This window comes from Streptomyces sp. NPDC127098 (genome assembly GCF_042722465.1).
GTDB lineage: Bacteria > Actinomycetota > Actinomycetes > Streptomycetales > Streptomycetaceae > Streptomyces > Streptomyces millisiae.
This window is the reverse complement of record NZ_JBHXFJ010000049.1, coordinates 1-18,439: the sequence shown is the minus strand read 5'-3', so window position 1 is coordinate 18,439 and position 18,439 is coordinate 1. Positions and strand designations below refer to the sequence as shown.

16 protein-coding genes are annotated in these 18,439 nt (G+C 73.5%); 8 read left to right on the top strand and 8 right to left on the bottom strand.

What is annotated here, in order from left to right; all coding sequences use genetic code 11:
• Positions 1 to 96: 96 nt before the first annotated feature.
• Positions 97 to 780, bottom strand: coding sequence for a histidine phosphatase family protein (locus ACFWI8_RS26005; protein ID WP_387096013.1), 684 nt, complete (start codon positions 778 to 780; stop codon positions 97 to 99).
• Between the two features lie 70 nt (positions 781 to 850).
• Positions 851 to 2,197, bottom strand: coding sequence for a glutamate-1-semialdehyde 2,1-aminomutase (gene hemL / locus ACFWI8_RS26000; protein ID WP_387096011.1), 1,347 nt, complete (start codon positions 2,195 to 2,197; stop codon positions 851 to 853).
• Between the two features lie 125 nt (positions 2,198 to 2,322).
• Between hemL and ACFWI8_RS25995 the strand changes: the two genes are divergently transcribed.
• Entirely contained in the window at positions 2,323 to 2,907 is a 585-nt protein-coding gene (locus ACFWI8_RS25995; protein ID WP_387096009.1) for a hypothetical protein, read from the top strand.
• A 21-nt stretch (positions 2,908 to 2,928) separates the two neighbouring features.
• On the opposite strand, the gene ACFWI8_RS25990 is transcribed toward ACFWI8_RS25995, so the two are convergent.
• Positions 2,929 to 3,690 (bottom strand): dienelactone hydrolase family protein, encoded by a 762-nt coding sequence (locus ACFWI8_RS25990; protein WP_387096007.1) that lies wholly within the window; start codon positions 3,688 to 3,690, stop codon positions 2,929 to 2,931.
• Between the two features lie 164 nt (positions 3,691 to 3,854).
• Here ACFWI8_RS25990 and ACFWI8_RS25985 point away from each other — a divergent pair, with 164 nt between their 5' ends.
• From ACFWI8_RS25985 to ACFWI8_RS25970, 4 genes are all read left to right on the top strand, one after another.
• Positions 3,855 to 5,336 carry an MFS transporter gene (locus tag ACFWI8_RS25985; RefSeq protein ID WP_387096005.1) on the top strand — a complete coding sequence of 494 codons (1,482 nt, stop codon included), beginning with the start codon at positions 3,855 to 3,857 and terminating at the stop codon, positions 5,334 to 5,336.
• 335 nt (positions 5,337 to 5,671) lie between these two features.
• Positions 5,672 to 6,391: a hypothetical protein gene (locus tag ACFWI8_RS25980; protein ID WP_387096002.1), complete on the top strand. Its 720-nt coding sequence runs from the start codon at positions 5,672 to 5,674 to the stop codon at positions 6,389 to 6,391.
• An 82-nt stretch (positions 6,392 to 6,473) separates the two neighbouring features.
• Complete coding sequence (locus ACFWI8_RS25975) at positions 6,474 to 7,250, top strand: DUF3558 domain-containing protein (protein ID WP_387095999.1); 777 nt, start codon at positions 6,474 to 6,476, stop codon at positions 7,248 to 7,250.
• Between the two features lie 91 nt (positions 7,251 to 7,341).
• On the top strand, positions 7,342 to 8,955 hold the full coding sequence (locus tag ACFWI8_RS25970) for a DUF2637 domain-containing protein (protein ID WP_387095996.1): 1,614 nt from the start codon (positions 7,342 to 7,344) through the stop codon (positions 8,953 to 8,955).
• A gap of 3 nt (positions 8,956 to 8,958) precedes the next feature.
• Here ACFWI8_RS25970 and ACFWI8_RS25965 read toward each other — a convergent pair whose 3' ends face one another.
• Entirely contained in the window at positions 8,959 to 9,249 is a 291-nt protein-coding gene (locus ACFWI8_RS25965) for a DUF6191 domain-containing protein (protein ID WP_387095993.1), read from the bottom strand.
• Between the two features lie 122 nt (positions 9,250 to 9,371).
• Between ACFWI8_RS25965 and ACFWI8_RS25960 the strand changes: the two genes are divergently transcribed.
• Positions 9,372 to 9,974: a GNAT family N-acetyltransferase gene (locus ACFWI8_RS25960; RefSeq protein ID WP_387095990.1), complete on the top strand. Its 603-nt coding sequence runs from the start codon at positions 9,372 to 9,374 to the stop codon at positions 9,972 to 9,974.
• A gap of 119 nt (positions 9,975 to 10,093) precedes the next feature.
• Here the strand turns inward: ACFWI8_RS25960 and lysS are convergent, their stop codons facing one another.
• Positions 10,094 to 11,806, bottom strand: coding sequence for a lysine--tRNA ligase (lysS, locus tag ACFWI8_RS25955; protein ID WP_387095987.1), 1,713 nt, complete (start codon positions 11,804 to 11,806; stop codon positions 10,094 to 10,096).
• A gap of 96 nt (positions 11,807 to 11,902) precedes the next feature.
• On the opposite strand from lysS, the gene argS reads away from it, so the two are divergent.
• Both argS and ACFWI8_RS25945 read left to right on the top strand, forming a co-directional pair.
• Positions 11,903 to 13,666: an arginine--tRNA ligase gene (gene argS, locus ACFWI8_RS25950; RefSeq protein WP_387095985.1), complete on the top strand. Its 1,764-nt coding sequence runs from the start codon at positions 11,903 to 11,905 to the stop codon at positions 13,664 to 13,666.
• 226 nt (positions 13,667 to 13,892) lie between these two features.
• Entirely contained in the window at positions 13,893 to 15,122 is a 1,230-nt protein-coding gene (locus ACFWI8_RS25945) for a S8 family peptidase (RefSeq protein WP_387095982.1), read from the top strand.
• Between the two features lie 110 nt (positions 15,123 to 15,232).
• Here the strand turns inward: ACFWI8_RS25945 and ACFWI8_RS25940 are convergent, their stop codons facing one another.
• The 3 genes from ACFWI8_RS25940 to hemB all read right to left on the bottom strand — a co-directional run bounded on the left by ACFWI8_RS25940 (position 15,233) and on the right by hemB (position 18,180).
• Positions 15,233 to 16,333 carry a serine hydrolase domain-containing protein gene (locus tag ACFWI8_RS25940; RefSeq protein WP_387095979.1) on the bottom strand — a complete coding sequence of 367 codons (1,101 nt, stop codon included), beginning with the start codon at positions 16,331 to 16,333 and terminating at the stop codon, positions 15,233 to 15,235.
• A gap of 2 nt (positions 16,334 to 16,335) precedes the next feature.
• A complete protein-coding gene (locus ACFWI8_RS25935; RefSeq protein WP_387095976.1) occupies positions 16,336 to 17,100 on the bottom strand; it encodes an SDR family NAD(P)-dependent oxidoreductase in 765 nt (254 codons plus the stop codon).
• 87 nt (positions 17,101 to 17,187) lie between these two features.
• Complete coding sequence (gene hemB / locus ACFWI8_RS25930; RefSeq protein ID WP_387095973.1) at positions 17,188 to 18,180, bottom strand: porphobilinogen synthase; 993 nt, start codon at positions 18,178 to 18,180, stop codon at positions 17,188 to 17,190.
• Positions 18,181 to 18,439: the final 259 nt, after the last annotated feature.

Genomic DNA, 18,439 nt, shown 5'->3' with positions numbered 1-18,439 from the left:
AAGTTTCCCATGCGCCTTTTGAGGATCTTCGGCGCCCCCCAGCTGCGGCGAAACGCCAGTTCAGGCGCGCGCCGCCGGCTCTCGGCCCAGGAGCGACTACGCGCCGAATCCGGGGGACTTGCCCTTGACCGGCCTGGCTCCGGCACGGAGATGCTCGGGGAGCAGGTCGCGGGCCGGCTCGGTGTAGGTGACGGCGACGATCTCGTCACCCCGGTAGGTGAAGCTGGTCAACGAGGCCAGCGTGCACTGCCGGCTGCGCGGGTCGTGCCACAGCCTGCGGCGCTCGACGTAGCTGCGCAGGATCCAGATCGGCAGCTGGTGGCTGACGACGACCGCCTCGTGGCCGCGGGCCGCGTCGCGCGCCGCGTCGATCGCGCCCTTCATCCGCACGACCTGGTCCACGTACGGCTCGCCCCAGGAGGGCCGGAAGGGGTTGCGCAGGTGCCGCCAGTTGCCCGGCCGGCGCAGCGCGCCGTCGCCGACGCCGAAGGCGCGGCCCTGGAAGACGTTGGCCGCCTCGATCAGCCGGCCGTCGGTGGCCACGTCGAGTCCGTGCGCCTTGGCGATGGGGGCGGCGGTCTCCTGGGCGCGCTCCAGCGGCGAGGCGACGACGTGGACGACGTCGTTGCCGCCGAGGTGCGCGGCGACCCGCTCGGCCATCTCACGGCCGAGCGGCGAGAGATGGAAGTCCGGCAGCCGCCCGTAGAGCACGCCGGTGGGGTTGTCCACCTCGCCGTGCCGCATCACGTGGACGACGGTCCGCTCGCTGCTGTCACTCATCGCTCTCTCTTCGCTTCTGGCCTACTCGGTGGTCTTGTCGGGGTCCGCGCCCGGTGCCGCCGGCGGGCCGCTAGGCCGTCGTCGCCTCCGCCGCCGCGGCGGCGCGGGCCGCCTCCGGCAGCGCGGCGGCGATCCGCTCCAGGGCGCGCTCGTCGTGCGCGGTGGACACGAACCACGCCTCGAACGCGGAGGGCGGCAGGTAGACGCCGCGCTCCAGCATGGCGTGGAAGAAGGCGGTGTAGCGGAAGGTGTCCTGCCGCTTGGCGCCGGCGAAGTCGGTGACCTCGTCGGCCGTGAAGAAGATCGAGAACATGTTGCCGGCGGCCGAGACGGTGTGTGCCACGCCCTCCTTGGCCAGCGCCTCGCTGGCCAGGCCGCGCAGCTCGGCCGAGGTGGCGTCGAGCCTGGCGTAGGCGGCGGCGTCGAGCAGCCGCAGCTGGGCGAGGCCGGCGGCGGTGGCCACCGGGTTGCCCGAGAGCGTGCCGGCCTGGTAGACGGGCCCGGCGGGGGCGAGCCGGTCCATCACGTCGGCCCGGCCGCCGAAGGCCGCGGCCGGGAAGCCGCCGCCCATCACCTTGCCGAAGGTGATCAGGTCGGGCACCACGCCCTCGACGCCGAACCAGCCGGCGCCGCTGATCCGGAACCCGGTCATGACCTCGTCGGAGATCAGCAGCGCCCCGTGCTCGGCGCACAGGTCCTTCAGGCCCTGGTTGAAGCCGGGGCGGGGCGGCACGACGCCCATGTTGCCGGGCACGGCCTCGGTGATGACGCAGGCGATCTCGCCGGGGTTCGCCTCGAACGCGGCGCGCACGGCGGCCAGGTCGTTGTAGGGCAGGACCACGGTCTCGCCGGCCTGGGCGCCGGTGACGCCCGGGGTGTCGGGCAGCCCGAAGGTGGCGACGCCGGAGCCGGCCGCGGCCAACAGGGCGTCCACGTGCCCGTGGTAGCAGCCGGCGAACTTGATCACCTTGGCGCGCCCGGTGAAGCCGCGGGCCAGCCGGATCGCGGACATCGTCGCCTCGGTGCCGGAGGAGACGAGACGCACCCGCTCCACGGGCGCCACCCGGGAGACGATCTCCTCGGCCAGCTCGACCTCGCCCGGCGTGGGCGTGCCGAAGGAGGTGCCACGCTCGACGGCGGCCCGCACGGCCTCGAGCACCCCCGGGTGGGAGTGGCCGAGGATCACCGGGCCCCAGGAGCAGACGAGGTCCACGTACTCCCGGCCGTCGGCGTCGGTGAGGTACGGACCGGCGCCCGACACCATGAAGCGGGGGGTGCCGCCGACCGCGCCGAAGGCGCGCACGGGCGAGTTCACGCCGCCTGGGGTCACCGCGGCGGCACGAGTGAACAGCGTCTGGGAGACTGGCGCCACCGATTGCGCGGATTCCGCTGAATAGGATGAGGTCACGCGATCCATGGTGTACATGGTGACAGAGCCCTTTCAGCTCGGTGTCGGGGCGTTTCGCCGACGCCTGACGGGGGAGGTCTCTGAAACGATGATCGGGTTGCGCGGCGGGGGTCGCGATAAGTGCAGGTGGTGACATGCAGCGCGGTGGCGGAGTGGGCGAGGGAACCGGGGATCTGGGGCCGGAGGCCGCGGGTCCGCGTGCCCGCGCCCGGCGCGGGCGTCACCGCCGCGATCTGGAGGGCGGGGCCGGCGCCGACTTCGAGCTCGGCGACCGGGGCAACCGGATGGCCGTAACCTACAAGTACTTCGGCGCCCCCGACGGCGCCACGGCGGCCCGGGTGCCGCTGTCGATGCGGCCCGAGGAACTCGGCGGGGACGAGCTCGGCCAGGGCATGTTCACCAGGATCAAGCCGGAGACGATGGCCGCCATGGTCCTCACCGGCATCGAGGGCATACCCCTGCACCGGGTGCCGCCGCTCGAACTGGTGGTCCTCCACCCCGACTACGCGGTGGTCAAGCTGCCCACGACCGTGGTCGACCCGCTGCGCGGCGTCGGCGACGAGACGGTGGGCGCCGCCGCGTTCATCTGGTCCACCGTGCCCGACCGCAGCGGCCCGAGCGACGCCTTCGGCGTCTACCGGCTGCTCAGCGAGTGGCAGGACTTCTCCCGCCGGCTCCACGAGGCGGGCCACCAGCCGTACTGCCTGGTCTGGCCGTAGGCCGGGCCCGGACCCGGCCCCTCAGCGGAGGGTGCGGGCGAACAGGTCGAGCAGCGCCGCCCAGTGGCGCTCGGCCGCTGCCGCGTCGTACGCGGCGGTGTCGGCCTGGGTGAATCCGTGGTGCGCGCCGGCGTAGACCTCGGCGCGGTGGCGCACGCCGGCGGCGGTGAGCGCCTGGTCGAGGCGGTCGATCATCTCCGGGGGGTTGGTCGCGTCCTGGTCGGCGTGGCCGAAGTAGAGCTCGGCGGTGATCCGGCCCGCCAGCAGGTGAGGGCTGTCGGGGGCCTCGGTCGCCAGATGCGCGCCGTGGAAGCCGGCCGCGGCGGCGACCCGCTCGGGGTGACTGCCCGCGGTGCGCAGGGCGAGCCCCGCGCCCATGCAGTAGCCGACAACACCCGCGGGCCCGCCGGTGGTCAGCGGTGAGCCGGCCAGCCAGTCCAGGTAGGCGCCGGCGTCCCGCACGGCCGCCTCGGGGGTCAGGGTCCGCGCGGCCGGCCCGATGGCCTCCAGGATCCCGGGACGGGCGGCCGGGTCGATGAACTCGGGCAGGTCGACGACCGGTGCCCGCCCGGCGCGGTGGAAGACGTTGGGCACCAGCACGGTGTGCCCGGCGGCGGCGAGCCGGTCGGCCATCGCCCGCAGGTGCGGGCGCAGCCCGAAGGCGTCCATGTAGAGAAGCACCGCGGGGTGCGGGGCGTCGTCGTCGGGGTGGGCGAGATAGGCGTCGGCGGCACCGTCGGGGGTGGGCACGTCGACGGACGTGCCGCGCACGGTGGTGGTCATGGGCTCTGGCCTCCTGGGCGTCGTGTGACGGGACTCACAGCTGACCACCCCACCAGAGGAACTTGCCTGAGTCAAACAACAGGATTATGGTTGCGTAAGTTAAGTAACCCTGCGGTGATCCTGTGGGTAGTCCCACCCCTCGCCCCCGACGGAGGCCCCCTCCCATGTCCCACTCCCCCGCCCCGGCCACCGGAGCAGGAGCCTCCGCACGGCCGAGGTCCTCGAACGCCGTCGTGGCGGTCCTGGCCCTCGCCGGGATCGTGGTGTCCACGATGCAGACCCTGGTCATCCCGATCGTCCCCGAGCTCCCCCGGCTCCTCGACGCCTCGGCCTCCGACGCCGCCTGGGCGGTCACCGCCACCCTCCTCGCCGCCGCCGTCGCCACCCCGGTGGTCGGCCGGCTCGGCGACATGTACGGCAAGCGCAGGATGCTGCTGACCAGCCTCGTCCTGCTGGTGGCCGGCTCGGTCGTCTGCGCCCTCAGCGACTCCCTGGTGCCGATGATCGCCGGCCGCGTCCTCCAGGGCCTCGCGGCCGCCGTCGTCCCGCTCGGCATCAGCGTCATGCGGGACGAGCTCCCCGGCGACCGGCTCGCCGGCGCCACCGCGCTGATGAGCGCCTCGCTCGGCGTCGGCGGCGCCCTCGGCCTGCCCGCCGCCGCCTTCATCGCCGACAACTTCGACTGGCACGTCCTCTTCTGGACCTCCGCCGCGCTCGGCGCCGTCGCCCTCGTGCTCGTCCCGCTGATCGTGCCCGCCTCACCGGCCCGCACCGGCGGCCGGTTCGACCTGGTCGGCTCCCTGGGCCTGTCGGCCGCGCTCGTCTCGCTGCTGCTGGCCGTCTCCAAGGGCGCCGACTGGGGCTGGACCAGCGCCACCACCCTCGGCCTCGGCGCCGCGGCCGTCGTCTTCGTGCTGGCCTGGGGCTGGTGGGAGCTGCGGACCGAGCAGCCGCTGGTCGACCTGCGCGCCACCGCGCGCCGCCAGGTGCTGTTCACCAACCTCGCCTCGGTCGCCTTCGGCTTCTCGATGTTCGCCATGTCCCTGGTGCTGCCCCGGCTCATCCAGCTGCCCGAGGAGACCGGCTACGGCCTCGGCCGCTCGATGCTGACCGTCGGCCTGGTCATGGCCCCGCAGGGCCTGGTGATGATGGCCATGGCGCCGCTGTCCGCCGCCATCTCCAAGGCCAGGGGGCCGAAGGTGACCCTGATGGTCGGCGCGGTGATCGTCGCCGCCGGCTACGGCCTGAACATCCTGCTGATGTCCGAGATCTGGCACCTCGTCCTGGCCTCCTGCGTCATCGGCGCCGGCGTCGGCTTCGCCTACGGCGCGATGCCCGCGCTGATCATGGGCGCCGTGCCGGCCTCCGAGACGGCCGCCGCCAACAGCCTCAACACGCTGATGCGGTCCATCGGCACCTCGGTCGCCAGCGCGGTCGCCGGCGTCGTCCTGGCTCAGCTGACCACCAGCTTCGGCGGCTTCCCGCTGCCGTCCGAGAACGGCTTCCGGGTCGTCATGGGCATCGGCGCGGGCGCGGCCCTGCTGGCCTTCGTCCTCGCCGGCTTCCTTCCCCGCCGTAGCGCTGGCGCTTCGGCCGCCGCCGCCACGCGGGCACCCGAGCCGTCGCCCGAGCTCACCACCGGGTGAGCCGGGGCCCGGCGGCGGAACCGCGCCGGACGGCCGTGCCTCATCCACGTCCGTGGGTGCGGCACGGCCGGCCGGCGTCCCGCCACGGCGGCCACCGGGCTCACCGCTCACCCAGGGCGGCGGGTGTGCCACCTTCCGGCGTGCGGCCGTCCGGAACCCTGGCGCCCCCGCGCGCGTCAGGTAGACGAGACCGTTCGGAAGGCGGCGGCCCCGCGGCCAGCGACTGGCTCACCTGGCCTTTCACGCCACCCATGGGGTAGACATGTTCCCCCCGCCGGTCCACATGAGGTTGACCGGCCGGATGGTGGCCGGTTCGACAGAGGGAGGGCGACCCGGTGCAGCGCGCCGCGACAATCCGCACCGCGAAGATCAGGCGAGCCGTCGCCGCCACGCTGGCGGCCGTGGCCGTCCTCGGCATCGCCGGCGCGTGCGAGGCCGGCCTCGGCACGGACGACGCCTCGGGCCCCGGCGACACCGCCGGCACCGTCGGCGCGCGGCAGCCGCAGCCCGGCCGGTTCTCCGTGCTGCCCGAGCCCTGCGGCTCGGTGCCCGTCGAGACCCTGCGCGAGCTGCTGCCCGAGGCCGACGACGAGGTCTACGCCGGCCAGCCCCAGCCCACCTTCGACACCGGGCGCCGGGTCGGCTGCGTCTGGCACCACGCGACCGCGAACGATTCGCAACGACTCGACATCGACTTCCGGCGCATCGTCTCCTACACCCCGGACATCAGCGACGACGACCAGGCCGAGATCGACTTCGAGGCCCACGCTGCCGACGCCGGCGTCTCCGTGACCAGCCCACAGTCCCCCGCCGACCCCCTCGCGGCCCGGCTGCTCGATGGCATTGGTCACGTCGCGTTCATCGATTCCACGCTGACCAGCGACAACGCGGAGAACCGTCGGGATGTGGAGGTGGCGTTTCGGACCGCGAACGTTATCGTCACCGTGAACTACACCGTGTCGACCACCGGCGCGGGCGGCGCGCCGGACAACGCGCTGCTCCAGCAGCAGGCGCAGGGCGTGGCCCAGCGGCTCGCGGGTGGTTTCGACGGCTGAGCGCGTTTCGGGCGCGCCGCGGACGCCTCGGCGTACCGTGTGCTCGCAACGGCTCGGCCGAGACAACTGGAGCGAAGTAACCATGGACCGTACCGCCTCGCGACGACCCGCCTCGCGACTCGCCGTTCGCGCGCTGGCGCTGGCCGCACTGCCCGTGCTGCTGGTCACCGGTTGTTCCTCGTCGTCCGACTCCTCCGACGACGCCACGCAGGACAACGAGCCGCAGAGCGTCGCCCCCACCCCCGAGCCGGTCCGCTTCGAGGGCCTGCCCGAGCCGTGCGAGACGATCAGCCAGGACACCGTCGGCGAGGTGGTCCCGCAGGCCGACCCCGAGACCGGCGAGACCCTCAGCTCCTCCGACACCTCCACCTCGGCCGCCTGCCTGTGGAGCGGCCTCGACGACTTCCAGTTCCGCTCCCTGACGGTCGCGCTGCGCCGCTTCGACTCCGACCTCTCCCTCGGCAGCGGCGACGAGCGCGCCACCGAGTACCTCCAGCAGATGGTCGACGAGATCACCGGCGACGACGCCAACCGCGACGTCGAGTCCGCCGAACTGGCCGAGACGGGCGACGCCGCCACCTCCGTCGCCTACTCCGTCACCAAGACCGGCGACGGCGAGGACGACGAGCAGGACTACCGCCAGCAGCGGGTCGTCTCCCGCGTCGGCAACGTGGTCCTCACCCTCGACTACTCGGGCGCCGGCTTCGAGGGCGACGACATGCCGTCCGCCGACTCGGTCCGGGAGGCCGCCGAGACCGCGGCCCGCGAGGCCGCGGCCGCCGTCGACGCCTCGGCGGAGGCCGCCGGCGGCGAGGCCGAGGAGGACGCGCCGGCCGAGGACGCCCCGGCCGACGAGTGACGTTCGGACGCCAACCCCTGATCGAACACGTGACTTGACGCGTGTGCGAGTCTGTCCCCTGACCTTGTCATGACCGGGGGAGGGTTCTCGCGTGGCCGCGATCAAGCTGACACGCCCGCACCGCATACTGGTCGGCATCATCCTGACCGGGGCCGTGCTCATCGCGGCCATCGGCTTCGTCGGCTCGTACACGGCGGTGAAGGAGCTGGCCGAGGAGAAGGGCTTCGGCGCCTTCTCCCCCTTCTTCCCGATCGGCGTGGACGCCGGCATCGTGGTGCTGCTCGCCCTCGACCTGCTGCTGACCTGGCTGCGCATCCCCTTCCCGCTGCTGCGGCAGACCGCCTGGCTGCTGACGGCCGCCACGATCGCCTTCAACGCCGCCTCGGCCTGGGGTGACCCGCTCGCGGTCGGCATGCACGGCATCATCCCGGTGCTGTTCATCATCACGATCGAGGCCGCGCGCCACGCGATCGGCCGGGTGGCCGACATCACCGCCGACAAGCACATGGAAGGGGTGCGGATGTGGCGGTGGGTGCTGTCCCCCATCCCCACCTTCCGGCTGTGGCGGCGGATGAAGCTGTGGGAGCTGCGGTCGTACGAGGAGGTCATCGCCATGGAGCGGGATCGCCTCGTCTACCAGACGCGACTGCGCGCCGACTACGGGCGCGCCTGGCGGCGCAGGGCGCCGGTCGAGGCGCTGATGCCGCTGAAGCTGGCGCGGTACGGGGTCCCTTTGCAGGGGGCCGAGCCGGCGACCGCCCTGCCGGTCGCCGGCGGCGGCGTGGCGGTGGTCAACGGTGGTTGGCCCGGCGGACCGGCGACCTCGGCCGGTGGGAACGCCGGCCCGGCCGGCAACGGACAACGGCCCGGTGTGAACGGCGCGAACGGCGCGAACGGCCCCTGGGCCGGACGGCCAGCCGAGGTCGGTGCGGCCGGGCCGGCGGTCGCGAACGCCGGCCCCACCGGCGACGGACGGCCCGAGGGCATGAACGGCGCGTGGGCCGGACAGCCACCCACCGGCACAGCCGGGCGGGCCACCGTGAACGCCGGCCCAGCCGGCAACGGCCAGCCGGACGCCGCCAACGGCCCGTGGGCCGGACAGCCGGCCAGTGCCGGTCCGGCCGGCAACGGACAACCCGAGGGTGCCAATGGCGCGTGGGGCGGGCAGCCGCCCAACGTCGGTGCCGACGCCGCCCCCCTCGGCGACGGACGACCCGCCAGCCCGAACGACGCACGGATCGGACAGCCAGCCGGCGCCCCGGCCACCCCCGCCGCCGCGGCGGCGAACGCCGGCCCGCGGGACCGGTTCGCGGAGGAGGAGGCCTGGTGGGTGGCCAACCAGCCGACCCCCGACGTCGAGCCCGAGGTTGAGATCGACATCGAGCCTTCGTCCGGGGTGTCGGTGCCGGTCGGGGCCGGCGACCGTCGCCGCCCGCTCGGCGGCTCGACGGTCCCCGAGGAGCCGGCCCCCTCGCCCGCCGACGATCCCGAGGGCGCGGCGCGCAGCGAGACCTTCTACGCCGCCTACCGCCTGTACGTCCAGGAGCAGGGCGTGTTCCCCAACGCCCGCCAGCTCTCCAGGTTCCTGCACGAGCGCCAGGGCATCACGGACGCGGACGGCGCGCTGCTCAGCGAGCCCTACCTCCGCGAGTTCACCCGCGGCTTCCGGGAGCGCTACGGCGCCGAGATGGGCACCGGGGTCTGAGCGTCAGGCGCCGTCGTCCGGCAGCCGGATCACCGCCGTGCCGCCGGTCAGGTCGACCCGGGAGCGGGGCGGCGCGGCGTCGCCCTCCTCGTCCCGCAGCAGGGTCATCACCTCGCGCTGCGCGAGCTCGTGCTCCTTGCCCGGCAGCAGGCTGGCGTGCAGCATCTCGAAGCCGGTCGCCGAGACGCGGCCGCGTGACCTGCCGAGCCTGACCATCACGAAGCGGTCGACGAAGGCCAGGGCGATCAGCCCGATCACCAGCCCGGGCAGCGTCATGAAGAGCACGAACTCCACTACGACTCCTTCTTCTTCGCCCCGCACCGCCCAGTATCCCGCATCTGGCAACCCCCCGTCCAGGTTCGCACTAGCGCAAAGAGGGGTTGCTTCTAGTGCAGTACCGGGTTAGCGTCACCGCCATGTCCGCCCTGATGCCGCGCCCCACCGTCCTCACCGGCAAGCACGTCCGCCTAGAGCCGCTTGCCCCCGACCACCTGGACGACCTCTTCGCGGCCGGCGGCTGCGCCGAGGAGGTCTGGCGCTGGGTGCCGAGGCCGGCCCCCCGCACCCGTGAGGAGCTCGGTCGGGCGCTCGCCGACCTGCTGGCGGAGGGCGAGCGCGGCCGGCGGGTGCCGTTCGCCGTCGTCCACAGGACCGACGGCCGGGCGGTCGGCTGGACCGCGTTCATGGACATCGACGCCGACAACGAGCGGCTGGAGATCGGCTACACCTGGTACGGCCCGGGCTACTGGCGCACCGCCGTCAACACCGAGACCAAGCTGCTGCTGCTCAGCCACGCCTTCGACGAACTCGGCATGGGCCGGGTGCAGTTGAAGACCGACCACCTCAACCACCGCTCGCAGGCGGCGATAGCGCGGCTCGGCGCGCGAAGGGAGGGCGTGCTGCGCCGGCACGTCCAGCGGCCGGACGGGAGTTGGCGGGACACCGTGTACTTCTCGATCGTCGCCGAGGAGTGGCCGGAGGCCCGGGCCCGCCTCACCACCCGGCTCGCCGCCGGGTAGTCACTCCGCGGGCGGTCGCGGCTCCACGGCCGCCTCCGGCCCCCGTCCCGACACCGCCGGCCCACCGCCCGCCGGCCGGGCACGTCGGGACGGCGTGCCCGGCCGGCGGCCGGCCGCCGTCAGCCGCCCAGCAGCGCCCGCACCCGGTCAGCGCCGACCGCGAGGAGCAGCGTGGGGAGCCGCGGCCCGGTGTCGCCGCTCACCAGCAGGCGGTAGACGAGGACGAAGAACTCCCGCTGGGCCAGCTTCAGTTCTGGCGTGGGCTTGGCGTCGGCCGGCAGCCCCGCCTGGAGCTTCGGGACGCCGTACACCAGCGTCGTCAGCCCTTCCAGCGACCAGTGGTCGGCCAGGCCGTCCCGCAGCAGGGCGAGCGACTCGCGCTGCCGCTCGTCGAGCGAGGCCAGCAGCTCGGCGTCCGGCTCGGTGCGGACCCGGGTGCGGCTCTCGGCCGGCATCTGGGTGGCCACCCAGCTGGCCGCCTTGTCGAGGCGGGGCCGGGTCTCGTCGAGCGAGCGGACCGGCTGCTCCGGGTCGAGGTCGGTCAGGATGCGGAGCGTCTGCTCCTCGTCCCCGGTGGTGATGTCGAGGACCGAGGTCAGCGTGCGGTACGGGAGCGGGCGCGGCGTGGCCGGCAGTTCACCGGTGGCGGTGGTGGTGGCGCGCAGGTAGGCCGCGGCGTCCGCCGGCTGGGCGGCGCCGGAGGCGACCTTGCGGGCCAACGCGTCCCACTCGTCGTAGGTGCGCAGGATCTCCGCGTCGAAGGCGATCTTGAACGACTGGTTGGGCTTGCGCCGCGCGTACAGCCAGCGCAGCAGCGGCGCCTCCATGATCTCCAGCGCGTCGGCCGCGATCGGCACGCCGCCGCGCGAGCTGGACATCTTCGACATGCCGGTGATGCCGACGAAGGCGTACATCGGGCCGATCGGCTGGACGCCGCCGAAGATCTCCTTCACCAGCTGCCCGCCGACCACCCACGAGGATCCCGGCGAGTGGTGGTCCACGCCGGACGGCTCGAAGATCACGCCCTCGTAGGCCCACCGCATCGGCCAGTCGACCTTCCACACCAGCTTGCCGCGCCGGTGCTCGGTCAGCTTCACGGTCTCGGCGTGGCCGCACGCGCAGGTGTAGGCGAGCTCGGTGGTCTCGTCGTCGTACGCCGTCACCGTGGTGGTGTCGCGCTCGCACACCACGCAGTACGGCTTGTACGGGTAGTAGTCGCCGCTGCCCTCGCTGCCGTCGTCCTCGGTGGCGGCGCCCGAGCTCTGCTCGACGCCCTCGTCGACGGCCCCATCCACGACCTCGGACTCGGCCTGCTTGGTGCGGTACCTGCCGAGGACGGCGTCGATCCGGCGGCGCTCCCGCATCGCGAAGAGGATCTGGTCGCGGTAGACGCCCGCCGTGTACTGCTCGGTCTGGGAGATGGCGCGCACCTCGACGCCGAGCTCGGCCATGGCGGCCAGCAGCGGCGCCTTGAAGTGCTCGGCCCAGCTGGCGTACGGGCTGCCGGGCGGCGGCGGCACGGAGGTCAGCGGCTTGCCGATGTGTTCGCTCCACGACTCGGGGACGCCGATGCCGCCCGGCACCCGGCGGAAGCGGTCGTAGTCGTCGAACGACAGCAGGTGGACGCATTCGACGCCGCGCCGCTTGATCTCGTCGGCGACCAGGTGCGGCACCATGATCTCGCGCAGGTTGCCCAGGTGGATGGGGCCCGAGGGGCTGATCCCGGAGGCGCAGACGACCGGTTTCCCCGGGGCACGGCGCTCCGCCTCGGCGATGACGTCGTCCGCGAGTCGGGAGACCCAGTCGGCGGTCTCCTGGGTGGTCTGGGCCACGGCTGCGCACTTCCTCTGATGTGGGGTGTGGATCGGTGTCTCGCCCCATTGTTCCACCCGGAAAACGGGTGGCGCCCCCGTGAAATACTGGCCAGCATGAGCCCGGTTCCCTCCATCACCGAAGCCGTCAGGCAGCGCATCTCCGACGCCCTCGCCGCCGCCCTCCCCGAGGCCGCCGGCGCGGACCCGCTGCTGCGACGCAGTGATCGGGCCGACCTCCAGGCCAACGGGATGCTGGCGCTGGCGAAGCGGCTCAAGGGCAACCCGCGGGAGCTCGCCGGCCGGGTGGTGGGCGAGGTCGCGACGGAGGGGCTGATCGCCGACGTCGAGGTGTCGGGTCCCGGCTTCCTCAACATCACGGTCTCCGACGAGGCCATCGTGCGGACGCTGGCGGCGCGCGCCGCCGACGAGCGGCTCGGGGTGCCGGTCGCCGAGCGGCCGGGCACCGTCGTCATCGACTACTCGCAGCCGAACGTGGCCAAGGAGATGCACGTCGGCCACCTGCGGTCCACGGTGATCGGGGACGCGCTGACGCGGATCCTGGAGTTCCGCGGCGAGAAGGTGATCCGGCGCAACCACGTGGGCGACTGGGGCACCCAGTTCGGGATGCTGACCCAGTACCTGATCGAGCACCCGCACGAGTTGGACCACCAGGACGGCGAGGAGAGCGGCGGCGCCGCCATGTCGCGGCTCAACCGGCTCTACCGGGACTCGCGGGCGGTCTTCGACTCCGACCCGGAGTTCAAGGAGCGGGCGCGGCGCCGGGTGGTCGAGCTGCAGGCCGGCGGCCCCGAGACGCTGGCGCTGTGGCAGCGGATCGTGGACGAGTCCAAGATCTACTTCAACGCGATCTACGCGCGGCTCGACGTGCTGCTGACCGATGACGACCTGGTGGGCGAGTCCGCCTACAACGACGACCTCGAGGCGCTGTCGCGGGAGTTGGAGGAGTCCGGGGTCGCGGTCAGGTCGGACGGCGCGCTGTGCGTGTTCTTCGACGACATCAAGGGCCCGGACGACCGGCCGGTGCCGCTGATCGTGCGCAAGGCGGACGGCGGCTTCGGCTACGCGGCCACCGACCTGGCGGCGATCCGGAACCGGGTGGGCTCGCTGCACGCGGACACCCTGCTCTACGTGGTGGACGCGCGGCAGGCGCTGCACTTCAGGATGGTCTTCGAGACGGCGCGGCGGGCGGGCTGGCTGCCGGACGGGGTGGCGCACCACCTGCCGTTCGGCACGGTGCTCGGCAAGGACGGCAAGCCGTTCAAGACCCGGTCCGGCGAGACGGTGCGGCTGATGGACCTGCTGGACGAGGCGGTCGAGCGGGCGGCCGAGGTGGTGGCGTCCAAGGCGCCCGACCTGTCGCCGGCCGAGGTCGCCGAGCGGGCCACGGAGGTGGGCATCGGGGCCGTCAAGTACGCGGACCTGTCGACCTCCAGGAGCCGGGACTACGTCTTCGACCTGGACCGGATGGTCTCGCTCAACGGCGACACCAGCGTCTACCTGCAGTACGCCTTCGCCCGTATCCAGTCCATCCTGCGCCGGGGGGCCGAGCGCGGCGCCCCGGCGGCGGCGGCCCACCCGGAGCTGTCGCTGGCGCCGGCCGAGCGGGCGCTCGGGCTCCAGCTGGACGCGTTCGGGGAGACGGTGGACGCGGCGGCCGAGAGCTATGAGCCGCACAAGCTGGCGGCCTATCTCTACGGTCTGGCCTCGCAGTTCACCACCTTCTACGACCAGTGTCCGGTGCTCGCCGCGCCCGAGCAGGCGATCGTGGCCAACCGGCTCTTCCTGTGCGAGCTGACGGCGCGCACGCTGCGGGAGGGCATGGGGCTGCTGGGCATCCACACGCCCGAGCGCCTGTAACTGGCAACTTGTCGCCGCGTGTCCTGATGTCACGCCGCCCCCGGGCGGCGTGACATTCTCATGACAAACAGGTGTCCGGCGGGGACGCGCCCTTGCCGGATTCCTCTGCATCGGTGAATCTTTCGGACTGACGGGTGTGACGCGGCGTGCGAGATGTCATGGGCACGCCACGTGACGTCCTTCGCACCCCACACCGGCGCACCACCAATGAGGAGGAGACCCCTCGATGGCGCGTAAGACCCCCACCACCCGCTCCCGGCGCACCGTCGTCCTGGCCGCCACCGCGGGCCTGGCGCTCGGCCTCGGCACGCTGCTGCCCACCGCCGCCCAGGCGGCGCCCAGCGCACCCAGCCTGGCCGAGATCCGTGAGCTGATACCCAACGCGGAGGCCGCGAACACGGTCGCCGACAGCTACATCGTCCAGCTCCGGGACAACGTCGTGCAGGCGGAGTCGGCCGGCGGCGAGCGCCTCGTCGACACGTACGGCGCCGAGATCGTCGACGAGTTCCCCGAGACGCTCAACGGCTACGCCATCGAGGCCACCCTGGAGGAGGCCCTCGAACTCGCCGCCGACCCGGCGGTGGCGGCCATCACGCAGAACCAGAAGTTCAGCATCAACGCCACCCAGCCGAACCCGCCGTCCTGGGGTATCGACCGGATCGACCAGCCCGACCTGCCGCTCAACAACTCGTACACCTACCCCGACCACGGCGGGCAGGGCGTCACCGCGTACATCCTCGACACCGGCGTGCGCACCACGCACACCGCCTTCGGCGGCCGCGCCTCCTTCGGCTACGACTACTTCAACCAGGGTGGCGCGGACGGCCACGGCCACGGCACCCACGTGGCCGGCACGGTGGCCGGCGCGCTCCACGGCGTCGCCAAGAACGCGCGCATCGTCAACGTCCGCGTCCTGAACAACTCCGGCGGCGGCACCACCGCCTCGGTCGTCGGCGGCATCGAGTGGGTCACCGCCAACCACAGCGGCCCGTCCGTCGCCAACATGAGCCTCGGCGGCGGCGTCGACACCACCCTGGACGCGGCGGTCCGCGCCTCCATCGCCTCCGGCGTCACGTACGCCATCGCGGCCGGCAACAACTCCGGCGCCAACGCCAGCAACTACTCGCCGGCGCGGGTGAGCGAGGCCATCACCGTGGCGTCCAGCGCCAGCAACGACGCCCGGTCCAGCTTCAGCAACATCGGCGCGGTCGTGGACATCTACGCCCCGGGCACCAGCATCACCTCGGCGTGGCGCACCAGCGACACCGCCACCAACACCATCTCCGGCACCTCGATGGCCACGCCGCACGTCGCGGGCGCGGCGGCGCTCTACCTGGCCGAGAACCCGTCGGCCACGCCGGCGCAGGTGCGGAACGCGCTGGTGGCGGCCGGTGAGCCGAACACCGTGACCAACGCGGGCACGAGCACGACGACGACCCTCCTCCAGGTCGGCTGACGGCTCCCCCACCCAATCGCCCTCCCCGCCCCTCGGGCGGGGAGGGCGCTCGCGCTCCCGCCAGTGCTCGGGCAGCAGCCCACGCGCCGGAAACACGGGCCGCCGCGCGGCTACAGGCCGGCCGCCGCGGCCAACGCGGCGGCCGGCGCCAGCCGGTACGCCCCGTCCCGCCCCCGGTCACGCGCGGGGTGCACCCGGTTGGTGAGCAGCACGAGCAGCACCCCCGTCGCCGCGTCGGCGACCACGCTGGTGCCCGTGAAGCCCGTGTGGCCGAACGCCGTCGGCGACGCCAACCGCCCCATGTAGCCCGGCTGGTTCAGCTGCCACCCGAGCCCCCGCGCGGCGCCGTCGCCCAACCCCCGGTTGTGGTCGGTCAGCATCTCCCGCACCCACCGCTCGCCCAGCAGCCGCGCCCCGCCGTACCCGCCGCCGTCCAGCACCGCCTGGGCCAGTACGGCCACGTCCCACGCCGTCGCGAAGACGCCCGCGTGCCCGGCCACCCCGCCCATCCGGTAGGCGTTCTCGTCGTGCACCGAGCCCCGCACCATGCCCCGCCCGGTCCACGGCTGGTACTCGGTGGCCGCGATCCGGTCCCGCCACGCCGCCGGCGGGTTGTAGCGGGTGTCGGCGAGCCCCAGCGGGTCCGTCACCAACTCCGCGACCAGCGCGTCGAGTCCACGCCCGGCCACCCGCTCCGCGAGCGCGCCGAGCACGATGAGGCCGAGGTCCGAGTACCGGTACCCGCCCCGGCCCACCGGATCGAGCGCCGCGATCACCGCGAGCCGCGCCGCGTCGTCCTGGTACGGCTCCAGGTCGAGCCACGCCGGCAGCCCGCTCGTGTGGGTGAGCAACCGCCGCACCGTCGGCTCGGCGCCCCGGAACACCGGCAGCCAGCGCCCCACCGGATCGTCGAGGTCGAGCAGCCCACGCTCGGCGAGCCGCACCACCACCACGGCCGTGTACAGCTTGGACAGCGACGCCAGGTCGAACACCGTGTCCCGCCGCATCGGCACCGACTCCCCGCCGTGCCGCACCGCGAAGCCGCGCGCCTCGTGCGCCACGACCACCCCGTGCCGGGCCGCGAGCAGCACGAAGCCGGGGTAGGCCGTGTCGGGGCCGTCGAGGAACGCCTCGGCCGCCGGCACGATCCGCGCCGCGAGCGCCGCGTCGAGGTCGGCCTCCGCCGGGCTCCCGAACCGCAGCCGACCCACCCCTACAGCTCCCGGTGGACCTTGGTGTTGGACGCCTGAGCGCGCGGCCGCACCACCAGCAGGTCGATGTTCACGTGCTGCGGCCTGGTCACCGCCCAGGTGATGGTGTCGGCCACGTCCTCGGCGGTCAGCGGCTCGGCGACGCCCGCGTACACCTTGTCGGCGGCGGCCGCGTCGCCCCGGAAGCGGGTCAGCGAGAACTCGTCGGTCCGCACCATGCCGGGGGCGATCTCGATCACCCGCACCGGCGTGCCGACGATCTCCAGGCGCAGCGTCTCGGCCAGCACGTGCGCGCCGTGCTTGGCAGCCACGTAGCCTGCGCCGCGCTCGTAGGTGCCGTGCCCGGCGGTCGAGGACACCACGAGCACCGTGCCGGCGCCGGAGGCGGTGAGCGCGGGCAGCAGCGCCTGGGTCATGTTGAGCACGCCCAGCACGTTGACCTCGTACATCGTCCGCCAGTCGGCCGGGTCGCCCTCCGCGACCGTGTCCATGCCCAGCGCGCCGCCCGCGTTGTTGATCAGCACGTCACACCGGTCGAGCAGGCCGGCGAAGGCATCGACGGCCTCCCGGTCCGTGACGTCGACCTGGTGCGCCTCGACGCCCTCGTGGCCGGCCTTGGAGAGCTCCTCGGCCAGCGCCGCTATCCGGTCGAGCCGGCGGGCCACCAGGATCACCCGGTAGCCGGCCTCGGCCAGCTGCCGGGCGGTGGCGGCCCCGATGCCGCTGCTCGCCCCGGTGACTACGGCGGTGGGCTTGGGGGTGGACACGTGCGTCGCCTCCTGCGTTTCGTGCACTCACGTTCTGGCCGCTACGCGGCACCTCCATGATGACCGGCGCCGTCTTCGACGCCGGAGTCAGGTGCCGGAGCGCAGCCGCTCCGCGAACTCCGTCGCCCAGTAGGTCAGGACCAGGTCGGCCCCGGCCCGCCTGAACGCGGTCAGCGTCTCCTCGATGGCCCGCTCCCGGTCGATCCAGCCGCGCTCGGCGGCCGCCTCGACCATCGCGTACTCGCCGGAGATCTGGTACGCCGCCACCGGCACCGGCGACGCGTCCGCGATCGCCCGCAGCACGTCCAGGTACGGCAGGCCCGGCTTCACCATCACGATGTCCGCGCCCTCGGCCAGGTCGAGCTCCAGCTCGCGCAGCGCCTCACGGGCGTTGGGCGCGTCCTGCTGGTAGGTCCTGCGGTCGCCGACGAGCGACGAGTTCACCGCCTCGCGGAACGGGCCGTAGAACGCCGACGCGTACTTCGCGGTGTACGCCATCAGACCCACGTCCTGGAACCCGGCGGCGTCGAGCGCCGCCCTGACGTGGCCCACCTGGCCGTCCATCATCCCGCTCGGCCCGAGCATGTGTGCGCCGGCGGACGCCTGGACGACGGCCATCTCCGCGTACCGCTCCAGGGTGGCGTCGTTGTCCACGTTGCCCGCGGCGTCCAGCACGCCGCAGTGGCCGTGGTCGGTGACCTCGTCCAGGCACAGGTCCGACATCACCACCAACGCGTCCCCGACCTCGGCCCGCACGTCGCGCAGCGCGACCTGCAGGATCCCGTCGGGGTCCGTCCCCGGCGTGCCGACCGCGTCCTTCTTGCCCTCCTCGGGCACCCCGAACAGCATGATCCCGCTCACCCCCGCCTCGGCCGCCGCCACGGCGGCCTTGCGGAGCGAGTCCCGGCTGTGCTGGACGACCCCCGGCATGGAACCGACGGGCACCGGCTCGGCGACGCCCTCCCTGACGAACGCCGGCAGGATCAGGTCCGCCGGATGCGGCCTGACCTCGGCCACCATCCGCCGCATCGCCGCCGTCCCACGCAACCGTCGCGCCCGCACCGTCGGAAATCCGCTCACGACACCCTCTCGCTCTCACACCCCCACGCCACGGTACGCCTCCGCGGCGCGGCGCTTACGCAGGGGGCCGCCAGCGCGCGCTCCGCGCGCGACAGGGCAAGCGGGGCCACCCGCGCGAAGCGCGAACAGGCCCCGCAGGGGCCCGCGCTCCGCGCGCGACAGGGCAAGCGGGGCCACCCGCGCGAAGCGCGAACAGGCCCCGCAGGGGCCCGCGCTCCGCGCGGATTGCCCCCACCCACCCGCCCTTCTCACGCGCTCC